Here is a 12,689-nt window from a genome sequence, read left to right on the forward strand (position 1 = left end):
GCCGATCCGCCCGGCGCGGCCTGCTCAGAGCACCCGCGGTGGGGTGTTCCCGGCGGCGATGATGGCCCGGCGCATCGGTACGGCCAGCAGGAGCAGGAAACCGACCACGAAGAAGATCAGCAGTGAGACCAGGCCCACCCGGTAGGAGGAGGTGAGCTGGAACACCAGGCCGAAGGCGAGCGGGCCGAGCCAGCTGGTGCCCTTGTCGCTGATCTCGTAGAAGCCGTAGTACTCGCCCTCCTTGCCGGCCGGGATGAGCTGGCTGAACAGCGACCGGCTCAGCGCCTGGCTGCCGCCGAGGACCAGGCCGATGGCCGCGCCGAGGACCATGAACGGCACCGGGGCCCCGGCGGGCAACCGGAACGCGGCGATGATCACGCCGGTCCAGAGCACCAGGCTGAGCAGCACGGTCTTCCAGGCGCCGATGTGCTTGGCCAGCGCGCCCAGGCTCAACGCGCCGCCGAAGGCGAGGAACTGCACCAGCAGGATCGTGACGATCAGGGTGCTCTGTTCCAGGCGCAGCTCCTCGGTGCCGTACTGGCTGGCCAGGGTGATGACGGTCTGGATGCCGTCGTTGTAGACCAGAAAGGCGAGCAGGAAGTACAGCGTCAGCGGGTACGCCTTGATCTCCCGCATGGTGCGGCCGAGTTGGCGGAACCCGTCGGTGAGCACGTTGCCGCCCCGGGTCAGCGCCGCAGCGGTGGGGCGTTCGCGCAACCAGCGCAGCGGCACCAGCGTGAACGCCGCCCACCACACTCCGGCGGAGACGATCGACCAGCGGGCCAGGTCCAGGGTGCGTTGCGGGTTGTCGCCCTCGTCGAGCAGGGTGATCGCGACGAGGTTGAGTGCCAGCAGCAGACCGCCGCCGAGGTAGCCCAGCGCCCAGCCGCGGCTGGAAATGCCGTCGCGTTCGTCGGGGCCGCCGAGCTGCGGCAGGAACGAGTTGTAGACCACGATGGCCGCACCGAAGGAGATGTTGGCGATCAGGAACAGCGCCCCGCCGAGCAGGTAGCGGTCGCCGGTGACGAAGGCCATCGCGATGGTCGCGCCGGAGCCGGTGAACGCGGCGCCGCCGAGCAGCCGCTTCTTGTGCACCGACCGGTCGGCGATCGCCCCGATGACCGGCAGCACGAACACGGTGAGGAACACCGACAGCGAGATCAGGTACGGGTAGTAGGACCCGGCCGCGACCTTGATGCCCAGCGGGTACACGAAACCGTCGCAGGTGTCCGCGCCCAGTTCGCAGCCGGCGGCCAACTCGGCGACGGTGGTCAGGAACGGGCCGAGGAACACGGTGATCACCGTGGTCTGGAACGCGGAGTTGGCCCAGTCGTAGATGTACCAGCCACTGCGCTCGCGGCGAGTGCTCGTCGGCGGCGGGGTGTCGTCCACCGTGGGGGTGACGGTCTCGGCCATCGGGGGTCCTTCGATGGTCAGGCGGCCCAGTGGCCGCGGCTGCGGTAGACGTCGCGCAGCACGCCGACGTGATCGGTCATGATGCCATCCACACCACGATCCAGTAAGTCGTGCATCTGGGCGGGTTCGTCGATCGTCCAGACGTGCACCTGCAAGCCGATCCGGTGGCAGTAGTCGAGGAACCGGCGGTCCACCACCGGCACCCGGCCGTAGTGCGGCGGCACCTGAGCGGCGACCACCGACGGGGGCAGCCGCAACGGGCGCCCGTGCAGGGAGGCGAGCCGCAGCCGGGCGACCCCGCGCATGCCGAGGCTGGTGGCGACCCGTCCTCCGGTGAGCGCGCGCAGCCGGGTCAGCCGGGCGTCGCTGAACGAAGCCAGCAGCACCCGGTCGGCGGCGCCCGCCCGGGTCACGGTCGCGACCGTCGGCTCGACCCCGCCGTCGGCTTTCACGTCGATGTTGAAGCGGACCTGCGGCCAGGCGCCCAGCACCTCGTCGAGCCGGGGTACGACGGCCGCACCGCCGACGCGTACCGAGGCGAGGTCGGCCCAGCTCAGGTCGGCGATGCGCCCCGTCTCACCGGTGACCCGGCGCAGCGTCGGGTCGTGGAAGATCACCGCCACGCCGTCCGCGGTGGCGTGCACGTCGGTCTCCACGTACCGGTAGCCCAGCCCGATGGCCCGGGCGAACGCCTCGGTGGTGTTCTCGTCGCCCTCGGCGGCACCGCCGCGGTGGGCGAACGCCAGCGGCGCGGGCGCGTCGAGGTAACCGAATCGGGTCAGCACGCGACGCAGTATGCCTGCCATGGGTGGACCGCAGGTGACCCCCCGTTTCCAAGAAACCGAATCGATCTCGTGGCGGCGTCAGGCTGAGTGGCGGCGGTGGGCGCGGCTGAGGTCGGCGGGGCGGCTGGGGTCGACGTGCCGGGGCAGGTCAGGCTCGTCGGGGCGCAGCGGAGCGAGGGTGTCGGTGAGCGCGTCGATGATCCGGTCGGTGGCCCGGCGGGCCGCGCCGGGGTTGCCGGCAACCGTCTCGCCCAGGTCGACGGGTGCGCCGAAGTGCACCCGGATCACCGGGCGGCGCCACAGCGCGCGGGCGATGCCGCGCAGCATTCCCCGGGGCGCCCGATAGGGGAGCACCTCGTGGGCGCCCCACTGGGCGACCGGGATGACCGGGGCGGCGCAGGCCAGGGCGAGCCGCGCGGCGCCGGTCTTGCCGCGTTCGGGCCACATGCCGGGGTCCAGGCCGATGCGTCCTTCCGGGTAGATGAGGATCACCGAGCCGCCCGCGACGGCGGTGGCGGCGGCGTCCAGTGCCCGGTGTACCCCGGTGGTGCCCCGGTCGACGCGGATGTGCCCGGCGCGGCGCATGGCGGCGCCGATCACCGGGGCGCGGAACAACCCGGCGGTCGCCATGATCCGGGGGGCGATGCCGCGGGTCTGGCAGGCGGCGGCCAGCACCACGGGGTCGAACGGGCTGATGTGGTTGGCGGCCAGCACCAGCGGTCCGCGGCGCAGGTGCGCGGGGACGTCGCCGGTGACCTCGATGCGGGCCAGCAGGCCGACCAGGGCCCGGGCCAGCAGCAGGGCGGCGCGCCAGACCAGCGGCGGCTGCCAGGGGGAGTGTGCCGTGTTCATCAGCGCGCCATCGTCGCACGTGGCGGCGGGGCCGCGGGGGCAGGTCGCCTGGTTGCCCGCGGCTGGGCGTCGGGCTGGGCCGGCGGCCGGGGTGATCAGGGTCATTGGTCCCGGGCCGGTTCGGGTCGCCTGCCCCTGCCCAACCCTCTACGACGAACAGTAGTATTTACTACGTCTCGTAGTATGAGTAGCTGGGGGTTTCAGGTGGACGCGTTGGACGTTGCCCGGTGGCAGTTCGGTGTCACCACCGTCTACCACTTTCTCTTCGTGCCGCTGACCATCGGCCTGTCCGTGCTGGTGGCCATCCTGCAGACGTTGTGGCACCGCACCGGCAACGAGCGCTACCTCAAGCTCACCAAGTTCTACGGCAAGCTGTTCCTGATCAACTTTGCGATGGGTGTGGTCACCGGCATCGTGCAGGAGTTCCAGTTCGGCATGAACTGGAGCGACTACTCCCGCTTCGTCGGTGACATCTTCGGCGCCCCCCTCGCCATCGAGGCGCTGGTCGCGTTCTTCCTCGAATCCACCTTCATCGGCCTGTGGATCTTCGGCTGGGACCGGCTGCCCAAGCGGGCGCACCTGGCCAGCATCTGGGCCGCCGCGATCGGCACCAACCTCAGCGCGTATTTCATCCTCGCGGCGAACTCGTTCATGCAGAACCCGGTCGGCTTCCGGATCAACCCGGACAGCGGGCGCGCCGAGCTGACCGACTTCCCGGCCGTGCTGACCAACAAGGTCGCCCTGATCACCTTCCCGCACACCCTGGCCGGCTCGTTCCTGGTCGCCGGGGCGCTGGTCGTCGCCGTCGGCCTGTGGCACGTGATCCGCAACCGCGACTCCGCCGACACCGGCGCCTACCGCTTCGCCACGAAGTTCGGCTCCTGGGTGGTGCTGGTCTCCGCCACGCTGGTGGCGATCACCGGCGACATCCAGGGCAAGATCATGACCGAGGTGCAGCCGATGAAGATGGCCGCCGCCGAGGGCCTCTACACCACCGAGAGCCCCGCCTCCTTCTCCGTGCTCACCATCGGCAGCCTCGACGGCAGCCGCGAGGTGTTCGCCCTCAAGATCCCGTACCTGCTGTCGTACCTGGGCACCGGCGACCCGAACGGCACCGTGCACGGCATCAACGACCTGCAGGCCCAGTACGCCAGCCAGTACGGCGCGGGCAGCTACACCCCGATCATCCCGGTCACCTACTGGAGCTTCCGCTTCATGATCGCCTTCGGGATGGCCGCCGCCGCGATCGCCCTGCTGGTCCTCTGGAGCCAGCGCAAGGGCCGCACCCCGAGCAGCAAGTGGCTGCTGCGCGCCGGGCTGGCCATGCCGGTGCTGCCGCTGCTGGCCAACTCGTTCGGCTGGATCTTCACCGAGATGGGCCGTCAGCCGTGGATCGTCTTCGGCGAGATGCTCACCCGCGACGGCGTGTCCCGCAGTGTCTCGCTGGCCGAGGTGCTCACCTCGTTCACCGCCTTCACGTTGATCTACGCCACCCTCGCCGTGATCGAGGTCAAGCTGCTGCTGCGCTACGCGAAGGCCGGCGTGCCAGACGTCAGCGACCAACCCCCCACCGACGACACCGACGACGCCGAGCGCCCGCTCGCCTTCGCCTACTGATCCCGGAGCCCATCGTGGAACTGACCACCATCTGGTTTCTCCTCGTCGCCGTGCTGTTCACCGGGTACTTCATCCTGGAGGGCTTCGACTTCGGCGTCGGCATGCTGCTGCCCGTGCTCGGCCGCGACGACCGGGAACGCCGCGTCCTGATCAACACCATCGGCCCGGTCTGGGACGGCAACGAGGTGTGGCTGATCACCGCCGGTGGCGCCATGTTCGCCGCGTTCCCCGAGTGGTACGCCACCCTGTTCTCCGGCTTCTACCTGCCGCTGCTGCTGATCCTGCTGGCCCTGATCGCCCGAGGGGTGGCCTTCGAATACCGGCACAAGCGCCCCGAGGCGTCCTGGAAGCGCCGCTGGGACGCGGCGATCGTGGTCGGCTCGCTGCTGCCGGCGATCCTGTGGGGCGTCGCCTTCGCCAACATCCTGCGCGGTGTGCCGCTGGACGCCGAACACGAGTACGTCGGTGGGCTGTTGAACCTGCTCAACCCGTACGCCCTGCTCGGTGGCGCGACGACCCTCGCGCTGTTCCTCACCCACGGCGCGGTGTTCATCGCCCTGAAGACCACCGGTGACATCCGCGACCGGGCGGGTGCCCTCGCGGTGCGCCTGGGCGTCGGCACCGCGGTGCTCGCGGTCGGGTTCCTCACCTGGACGTTGAGCATCCGCTTCAGCGCGGCCGCCGTCGTGCTCGCCGTCGGCGCGGCCCTCGCCCTGCTCGGTGGCCTCGCCGCCGCCCGGGTACGCCGGGAGGGCTGGGCGTTCACCGGCACCGCCGTGGCGATCGGCCTGGCCGTGGCGACCCTGTTCGCGGCGCTGTTCCCGAACGTCATGCCCTCCACCCTGGACGCCGCCGGCACGCTGACCACCACCAACGCGGCCTCCACCCCCTACACCCTGAAGATCATGACGTGGGTGGCGGTGATCTTCACCCCGATCGTGCTGGCCTACCAGGGCTGGACGTACTGGGTGTTCCGCAAGCGCATCGGCGTGGCCAACATCCCGCAGCACTGACCGGCGGGGTGCGGGGTCGGTACGCCGGCCCCGCACCCGGGCCGAAAATCGGTGGCCGGGTGCGGACCCGTCCCGCTACGGTGCGCCGATGCCCGCCACCGTGCACGTGCGCGAACTCACCGTTGACGACCTGGCCGCCGCCTGGGAACTGGGCCGGTTCGCCTTCGGGTTCGACCCGCAGCGACCACCGCACGCCACCGTCGCAGTGCCCGGCCTGACCCGCTACGGCGCGTTCGACGACACCGGCCGGCTCGTCGGCAAGGCCGTCGACCTGCACCACGACCAGTGGTGGTCCGGGCGGGCCGTGCCCGCGGCCGACGTCGGGGGCGTGGCGGTCGCCCCCGAGGCCCGCGGCCGGGGCGTGGCCCGCGGCATGCTCACCGCCCTGCTGCGCGGCGCCCGCGAGCGCGGCGCAGCGATCAGCGCGCTGTACCCGACCGTCGCCGCGCCCTACCGTGCCTGCGGCTGGGAGGCGGCCGGGGTGCTGCGCACGGTCGACCTGGCCACCGCCGTGCTACCCCGGCACCGGCCGGACCCCCGGTTGACCGTCCGCGCCGGCACGCCCGCCGACCTGCCCGCCGTCGCGGCCCTGTATGAGCGGGTCACCCGGCACCGCAACGGCATGCTGACCCGTCGGGGCGAGTTGTTCGACTTCTTCGCCGCCGAACGCGGCGTGCCCGGCGACGGGCTCACCCTGGTCGAGGACGGCGGTGACCTGGTGGGTTACGCCAGCTGGGAACGGGGCCGTGGCTACGGCGCCGACTCGGTGCTCACCGTCGATGAGGCCCTGGCGACCACCGCCGAGGCCGCCCGGGAACTCGTCGGCGTGCTCGGCAGTTGGGCCAGTGTCGCACCGACCCTGCGGCTGTGCCCCCTCGACGGCGACGCCGTGAGCGTCCACCTGCCGTTGGAGTCGGCCCGCGACCACGAACGGAACCTGTGGATGCAACGACCGGTGGACGTGGCCCGGGCGGTCGGCATGCGCGGGTGGCCCACCCACGCCCGGGGCGCCGTCGAGTTCACCCTCGCCGACGCGGTCGCCGAGTGGAACGCCGGCACCTGGCGGTTGAGCGTCGCCGACGGCGCCGGTGAGCTGACCCGGATCGGTGGCGAGGCGGACCTGCGGCTGGACGTGCGCGGCTTCGCGCTGCTCTACGCCGGCGCCGCCCGCGCCCGGTCGGTCGCCGAGGCGGGCCTGCTGCACGCCGCCGGCGCCGACCCGGACGCCCTGGACCTGTTGGGCGCCGCAGGCCCGGCGCAGCTGCTCGACTACTTCTGACCGACCGCCGCGGCAACGTCCGGGGGCGCTGCCAACTCGGCGTTCGCACGTTGGGTGACCAGGGTGAGGACCCGGGCGGCGGTGCTGGTCTCGTCGGTCGGGAGGTCCGCGTACAGCCGGGCGGTGATGCCCGTGACGGCGTCGGAGACGCGGCCGTGCAGGGTGTGGCCGGTGTCGGTGAGCCACACCTGCGGCTCCCCGGCATCCGTCGGCGTACGGTCGCCGACCTGGGCCAGCCCGGCGTCGACGAGGTGGGTGATCAGCGTGTGCACCGTCGGCTCGTCGACCTTGAGGGTGCTGGTGATCCGGTGCACGAGCCCGGTCCGTTCGATCGCGCCGGGGGCGAGGACGTTGAGGGTGAGCACCTGGCCGAAGCTGACCCCGAGCGGGGCGATGGCCCGCTCCAGCAGGGCCCGGGTGGCGTAGTGGGCCTGGCCGATGACCTGGCCGTTGAGGGTGGGAGCGGTGGACATGACGCCTCCTTTTGAGCGTTGGCCTGACCAACGTTGGTGCAGCCAACGTAACACAGATCGTGGGTCGGACCAACGATTCCTGGTAGACTTCGGCCCATGGAGTCCAGCGCCCCGCAGTCACCCGCCGGGCTCAGCACCACCCCGAGCTGGCTGCTCAACCAGACCGCCAGCCACGCCGCCCGCCTGCTCAGCGAGGGCTTCGCCGCGCACGACCTACGCGGCTACCACTACCGGCTGCTCGCCACGCTGGCCGAGGACGGCCCCGCCAGCCAGGCCGACCTCGGCCGACGCTGCGGCATCGACCGCAGCGACGTCGTGGCGGCCATCAACGACCTGGCCGGTCGGGGACTCGTCGTACGAGCCCCCGACCCGGCCGATCGCCGCCGCAACATCATCAGCAGCACCGACGCCGGCGCCCACGAGGCACGCCGGATGGCCGAGACCGTCGACCGGGTCCAGCAGGACCTGCTCGCCCCGCTGTCCGCCGCCGAACGTGACCAGCTCACCCGGCTGCTCACCCGGCTGCTGGACCACCACACCCGGAACTGACCCGACCCGTCAGCGGGCCTCGCGCAGCTCCGCCAGCCGGGCCTCGATCTCGGCCAGCTCCGCGCGCAGCTTGTCCGCCTGCTGCTCCGCCTCGGCCCGCTCCGTGCCCAGGATGTGCTCCACCGCCTCCTGAACGCCCGGCACGTCGACCAGCGCCACCATCCTCAACGCCTCGGCCGGCTTCACCACGTACGGCTTCGCGAGCGCCTTGGTGCCCTGCTGCGCGGCGACGGTCCACTCACCGTCGGCGTACGCCAGCGTCACCGTGAGGCCCGCGGGCCCCTTCGGCTTGACGGCCTTGACCACCCGCCGCGCCGGCGACTTCTCCGTCTGCTCCACCTTCGGCTCCTCCTGTCGCTGCACGGGCACCCGCGGCGTGTCCAACACGAACTCCGGTGCCGCCACCGCCGCCGACTCCTGCGGCTCCGGCTCCGGTTTCGGCTCCACCACCCGACGAGTAACACCCTTGGGCGCCACAGCCAGATCGGCGGGGGAGAACGGCAACTCGTCACGGCCGAAGCGCACCACCACGAACTCGTCGGACACCTCAGGGTCGGTCAGCTCAATCACCTGACCGACCTGACCGGCGATCTGCCCCGCCGCCGCGGTGAACACCACCCGTGGCTTACGCCCGGCCGCCAACGCCTCCCGGATGCTCTGCACCTCGCTAGTGGACAAACCCTGGCCGGCATCCATCACAACCCTCTTCCGTACACCTGTTTGATTGCTGTCTTGATACCAGCCCGCTGCGACACCCGCCGCATGGGGCTCGCGCCCGCTCAGCCGCCCAACGCCCGCAGCGCCCGGTCCGCGTGGTCGTTCATGCTGACCTCGCTGTGGATCACCTCGATGACTCGCCGGTCCGCGCCGATCACGAACGTCAGCCGCTTCATGCTCAACGGCCCCAACGGAAGCCGCCGCCTGACCCCGAACTGCTGCGCCACCGTCCCGTCCTCATCCGACAACAGCGGATAGTCGAAGCCGTGCAGCTGGGAGAACTCCGCCTGCTTCGCCACCGGATCCCGGCTGATGCCCACCCGCGACGCGCCCAGCACCGTGAACTCCGCCGCGAGGTCCCGGAAGTGGCAGCTCTCCGCCGTGCACCCCCGCGTCATCGCCGCCGGGTAGAAGAACAACACCACCGGCCCCGCCGCCAGGAACTCCGACAGCCGCCGCGGCGTGCCCGTCTCATCCGGCAACTCGAAATCCTGCACCACGTCGCCGACACGCACACCCGCCACCGCGCACCTCCGCTTCCCGATCGAACGCGCGGTGAGCGTAAGCGATCAGGCCCAGAGCGCCGCCACCTCGTCCACCACCACCGCGGCCTGCGCCCGTCCGGCCCGCGCCGCGCCCGCCCGCCGCGCCGGGTCCAGCACATTGCGGCCGATCGCCGCACGCGCCGCCGCGTCCGGCGTCACCACCACCACCCGCGACCCAGCGACCCGCAACTCGGCCACCTGCGCGGACAACCGCGGCATCGGTCCGAACGCCGCCGACGTCGGCGCGAACACCAGCACCCGTCGCGCGCCCGCCGCCAGATCGGCGTTCACGGACGAGCGCATCCCACCATCGACGTAGCGGCGCGCGCCGACCGTCACCGGCGGCCACACCCCGGGCACCGCGCAACTCGCACCCACCGCGTCGACCAGCGATACCTCGCTGTCGCGGTCGAACACCACGAACTCACCGGAAGACGCGTCCACCGCCGTGATCAGCAGCCGCCGCGCCGGCCACTCCCGGGCGGGGAGGCGGGCCTCGATCACCGCGCGTCGCGACGCCTCCGACGGGGTACGCGCCGCCACCGCCATCGCCCCGATCCGGGCTCGGGAGCGCACCACGTCACGGGTACGGCCACCGGCCCACACCAGCCGCGCCAGCGTCGCGAAACCCAACCGTGCCGCCACCTCGCTCGACGGCGGCACCAACTGCTCCTCGTAGAACTGCTCCAGGGGCAACACGGAACACACCTGCGCGCCGACCACCGAGCCCGCCGACGTACCCACCACCAGATCCGCGCCGGTGACCGGCACGCCCCGCTCGACCAGCCCCGCCAGCAACCCCAACTCCCAGGCCACCCCGGTCACCCCGCCACCACCGAGCACCAACGCCCGCGACATGTGACTCTCCTCTCGACGACCGACCCGCGCCGGTCACGGTAGCGTCGGCCCGGCTGCTTCGCAGCCATCGACAACTCCTTGGAGGACACCGTGGCACCCGTCACCGTCATCACCGGCGGCGGCCGCGGCATCGGCGCGGCCACCGCCCGCCGCCTCGCCACGGCCGGTCACCACATCGCCCTGTGCTACCGCCGCGACGATGCCGCCGCCAGCGCCGTCCTGGCCGACCTGCGCGCCGCCGGCACACCGGCCATCGCGGTACGCGCCGACACCACCGACCCCGACCAGGTCACCGAACTGTTCGACGCCGCCGCACAACTCGGCCCGCTCACCGGGCTGGTCAACAACGCCGGCGTCACCAGCCCCATCGGGCCCTTCACCGAGCTACGCGTCGACGACCTGCGGCGAGTCATCGACGTCAACCTCGTCGGCTACGTCCTCTGCGCCCAGCAGGCCGCCCGCCGACTGACCGACGGCGGCGCGATCGTCAACGTCTCATCGGCGGCCGCGACCCTCGGCAGCCCCGGGGAGTACGTGCACTACGCCGCAGTGAAGGCCGCCACCGACACCCTCACCGTGGGGCTCGCCAAGGAACTCGCCCCGAAGGGCATCCGGGTCAACGCCGTCGCACCCGGAATCGTGCGCACCGACATCCACGCCGACTCCGGTGTACCCGATCGCCCCGACTCTGCGGCCGGTCGCATCCCGCTGGGCCGTGCCGGCGAACCCGACGAGATCGCCGCCGCCATCGCCTGGCTGCTCAGCCCGGACGCCTCGTACGCCACCGGGACGGTGCTGCGCGTCTCCGGCGGCCTGTGACGGGGGTGCCGCACCCCAGCGAGCCCACCGCCCAGAAGCAGGCGGAGACGAACATCCCATTACCACCGCTGACCTGACCGCGACCGGGCGACGACACCGCTACCGCAGGTCCGGGGTGTGCCAGCCGCCGGCCAGCGCGTCGGCGTCCGCAGGCCCCCAACTGCCCTTCTCGTACGACTGCACGGCGGCCGGCAGATCCAGGATCGGCTCGACGATGCGCCACTCCTGCTCGATCGTCTCCTCGCGCGCGAAACGCAGGTGCTGACCGTCCATCGCGTCGTCGAGCAGCCGCTCGTACGCCTCCTGACGGCGACCGAGAGCCGCACCAAAGTCGACAGACAGGTCCACCGGACGACTCGCCACCTCGGCACCCGGGCTCTTCGCCTGGATCGAGATCGTGATGCCGTCACCGCGCCCGAGGCGGAACCGCAGCAGGTTCGCGACGGTCACCGTGCCATGCTCGGCCGGGATGAGGGAGCGCTGCGGCTGCTTGAACTCAACCACGACCTCGGTCGCCGTCCCCGGCAGGGACTTGCCGGTGCGCAGGTAGAAGGGCACGCCCGCCCAGCGGGGGGAGTCGACCGTCAACCGGGTGGCGACGAACGTCTCCGTGTTCGAGTCCGGTGCGACGCCCGGCTCGTCGCGGTAGCCGGCGTACTGCCCCCGCACGGTGGACAGCGGCGACAGCGGCTCGATCTGCCGCAGCACCGCGACCTCCGCCTCCCGCACCGCGTCGGTGACGTCGACGGCGGGTGCCTCCATCGCGATGAGCGCGATGACCTGCAGGATGTGGTTCTGCAGCACGTCGCGGGTAGCACCAACCGTATCGTAGAAGCCGGCGCGGCCCTGCGTGCCGAAACCCTCGGCGAGGGTGACCTGAATGTTGTCGATGTGCTGGTTGTTCCACAGTGGCTCGAACAACCGGTTGGCGAATCGGAAGGCGTAGAGGCCCTCGACGGCCTCCTTGCCGAGGTAGTGGTCGATGCGGAACACGCGCTCAGGGTCGAAGGCCGCCCGCAGCGTGTGATCCAGTTCGCGGGAGGATTCCAGGTCACGCCCGAACGGCTTCTCCACGATCACCCGGCCCCGGTCGGCCAGGCCGACGGCCGCGAGGCCCTCGACGACGGCGCCGAACACGGCCGGAGGGATCGCCAGGTAGAAGACCGGTCGCTCGGCGCCCCGCAGGCGCTCAGCCAGCCGCTGGTACGTGGCCGGGTCCGCGTAGTCTCCGGAGACCATCGAGAGGGTGTTCGCCAACCGGTCGAAGGTCTCGTCGTCGACCTCGTCGTCGACCTCGTCGATCGACTTGCGGGCCATGGTGACGAGCTGCTGATCATCCCAGGGGGAGCGGGCCACGCCGATCACCGGAACATCGAGACGGTCGCGCCGGGTCAACTCGTACAGCGCCGGGAACAACTTCTTCGAGACGAGGTCGCCGGTGACGCCGAACAGCACCACCGCGTCTGAGCGCATGTGCATGGCACTTCCATTCGATCATGGGAACCTGATCTTCCAAACCGGACAACAGCCCAGCCGCACCCCAGAATTCCCTGCACGCGGCGAACGCGAGGTCAGCGACAGCAGCACGCTGGCAAACCCTTACCTCAAAGAGGGTTTACCGTACAAGGCGTGGCACCGACAGCGTGCCAGTCTAATCGACGAGGATCGATCATGGCGAGACCTGGAGGCACCCACGCCGTACCCCGTCTGAAGCAGCTCGCGGGCACCGGCCGCGACGACCGATGCCCGCAACGCGCAACGACCCT

13 protein-coding genes are annotated in these 12,689 nt (G+C 71.4%); 5 read left to right on the top strand and 8 right to left on the bottom strand.

The window, feature by feature from the left end; all coding sequences use genetic code 11:
- Window positions 1-24: 24 nt before the first annotated feature.
- Genes OG811_RS26925 through OG811_RS26935 form a run of 3 tightly spaced genes read right to left on the bottom strand, consistent with a single transcriptional unit; the run spans window position 25 to window position 3,053 of the window.
- A complete protein-coding gene (locus OG811_RS26925; RefSeq protein WP_406069698.1) occupies window positions 25-1,416 on the bottom strand; it encodes an MFS transporter in 1,392 nt (463 codons plus the stop codon).
- 17 nt (window positions 1,417-1,433) lie between these two features.
- The gene (locus tag OG811_RS26930; protein ID WP_406069699.1) at window positions 1,434-2,222 is read right to left on the bottom strand and encodes a glycerophosphodiester phosphodiesterase; all 789 of its coding nucleotides are present in this window, start codon (window positions 2,220-2,222) and stop codon (window positions 1,434-1,436) included.
- Between the two features lie 57 nt (window positions 2,223-2,279).
- Window positions 2,280-3,053 (bottom strand): lysophospholipid acyltransferase family protein, encoded by a 774-nt coding sequence (locus tag OG811_RS26935; protein ID WP_406069701.1) that lies wholly within the window; start codon window positions 3,051-3,053, stop codon window positions 2,280-2,282.
- Window positions 3,054-3,257: 204 nt separating this feature from the next.
- On the opposite strand from OG811_RS26935, the gene OG811_RS26940 reads away from it, so the two are divergent.
- The 3 genes from OG811_RS26940 (at window position 3,258) to eis (ending at window position 6,962) form a co-directional block, all read left to right on the top strand.
- Entirely contained in the window at window positions 3,258-4,670 is a 1,413-nt protein-coding gene (locus OG811_RS26940; protein ID WP_406075938.1) for a cytochrome ubiquinol oxidase subunit I, read from the top strand.
- 14 nt (window positions 4,671-4,684) lie between these two features.
- The gene (gene cydB, locus OG811_RS26945) at window positions 4,685-5,683 is read left to right on the top strand and encodes a cytochrome d ubiquinol oxidase subunit II (RefSeq protein ID WP_406069703.1); all 999 of its coding nucleotides are present in this window, start codon (window positions 4,685-4,687) and stop codon (window positions 5,681-5,683) included.
- Between the two features lie 88 nt (window positions 5,684-5,771).
- Entirely contained in the window at window positions 5,772-6,962 is a 1,191-nt protein-coding gene (gene eis, locus OG811_RS26950; protein WP_406069704.1) for an enhanced intracellular survival protein Eis, read from the top strand.
- Here the strand turns inward: eis and OG811_RS26955 are convergent.
- Entirely contained in the window at window positions 6,953-7,435 is a 483-nt protein-coding gene (locus tag OG811_RS26955; RefSeq protein WP_406069706.1) for a MarR family winged helix-turn-helix transcriptional regulator, read from the bottom strand. The two genes, eis and OG811_RS26955, sit on opposite strands and share 10 nt — an antisense overlap.
- Before the next feature lie 96 nt (window positions 7,436-7,531).
- Here OG811_RS26955 and OG811_RS26960 point away from each other — a divergent pair, with 96 nt between their 5' ends.
- Window positions 7,532-7,984 carry a MarR family winged helix-turn-helix transcriptional regulator gene (locus OG811_RS26960; RefSeq protein WP_406069708.1) on the top strand — a complete coding sequence of 151 codons (453 nt, stop codon included), beginning with the start codon at window positions 7,532-7,534 and terminating at the stop codon, window positions 7,982-7,984.
- 9 nt (window positions 7,985-7,993) lie between these two features.
- On the opposite strand, the gene OG811_RS26965 is transcribed toward OG811_RS26960, so the two are convergent.
- The 3 genes from OG811_RS26965 to OG811_RS26975 form a co-directional block, all read right to left on the bottom strand.
- Window positions 7,994-8,680 carry a hypothetical protein gene (locus OG811_RS26965; protein ID WP_406069709.1) on the bottom strand — a complete coding sequence of 229 codons (687 nt, stop codon included), beginning with the start codon at window positions 8,678-8,680 and terminating at the stop codon, window positions 7,994-7,996.
- A gap of 83 nt (window positions 8,681-8,763) precedes the next feature.
- Window positions 8,764-9,225: a peroxiredoxin gene (locus tag OG811_RS26970; protein WP_406069710.1), complete on the bottom strand. Its 462-nt coding sequence runs from the start codon at window positions 9,223-9,225 to the stop codon at window positions 8,764-8,766.
- A 45-nt stretch (window positions 9,226-9,270) separates the two neighbouring features.
- A complete protein-coding gene (locus tag OG811_RS26975; RefSeq protein ID WP_406069711.1) occupies window positions 9,271-10,104 on the bottom strand; it encodes a patatin-like phospholipase family protein in 834 nt (277 codons plus the stop codon).
- A 90-nt stretch (window positions 10,105-10,194) separates the two neighbouring features.
- Between OG811_RS26975 and OG811_RS26980 the strand changes: the two genes are divergently transcribed.
- Window positions 10,195-10,923: an SDR family NAD(P)-dependent oxidoreductase gene (locus OG811_RS26980; RefSeq protein ID WP_406069713.1), complete on the top strand. Its 729-nt coding sequence runs from the start codon at window positions 10,195-10,197 to the stop codon at window positions 10,921-10,923.
- 99 nt (window positions 10,924-11,022) lie between these two features.
- On the opposite strand, the gene zwf is transcribed toward OG811_RS26980, so the two are convergent.
- Entirely contained in the window at window positions 11,023-12,402 is a 1,380-nt protein-coding gene (zwf, locus tag OG811_RS26985) for a glucose-6-phosphate dehydrogenase (RefSeq protein ID WP_406069714.1), read from the bottom strand.
- Window positions 12,403-12,689: the final 287 nt, after the last annotated feature.

The organism is Micromonospora sp. NBC_01638 (assembly GCF_045209745.1).
Classification (GTDB): domain Bacteria; phylum Actinomycetota; class Actinomycetes; order Mycobacteriales; family Micromonosporaceae; genus Micromonospora.

What these genes read in the sequence shown, in the direction of transcription:
- OG811_RS26925 (WP_406069698.1), bottom strand. Translation starts at nt 1,416, where the DNA reads ATGGCCGAGACCGTCACCCCCACGGTGGACGACACCCCGCCGCCGACG.
- OG811_RS26930 (WP_406069699.1), bottom strand. Translation starts at nt 2,222, where the DNA reads ATGGCAGGCATACTGCGTCGCGTGCTGACCCGATTCGGTTACCTCGAC.
- OG811_RS26935 (WP_406069701.1), bottom strand. Translation starts at nt 3,053, where the DNA reads ATGAACACGGCACACTCCCCCTGGCAGCCGCCGCTGGTCTGGCGCGCC.
- eis (WP_406069704.1), top strand. Translation starts at nt 5,772, where the DNA reads ATGCCCGCCACCGTGCACGTGCGCGAACTCACCGTTGACGACCTGGCC.
- OG811_RS26955 (WP_406069706.1), bottom strand. Translation starts at nt 7,435, where the DNA reads ATGTCCACCGCTCCCACCCTCAACGGCCAGGTCATCGGCCAGGCCCAC.
- OG811_RS26960 (WP_406069708.1), top strand. Translation starts at nt 7,532, where the DNA reads ATGGAGTCCAGCGCCCCGCAGTCACCCGCCGGGCTCAGCACCACCCCG.
- OG811_RS26965 (WP_406069709.1), bottom strand. Translation starts at nt 8,680, where the DNA reads ATGGATGCCGGCCAGGGTTTGTCCACTAGCGAGGTGCAGAGCATCCGG.
- OG811_RS26975 (WP_406069711.1), bottom strand. Translation starts at nt 10,104, where the DNA reads ATGTCGCGGGCGTTGGTGCTCGGTGGTGGCGGGGTGACCGGGGTGGCC.
- zwf (WP_406069714.1), bottom strand. Translation starts at nt 12,402, where the DNA reads ATGCACATGCGCTCAGACGCGGTGGTGCTGTTCGGCGTCACCGGCGAC.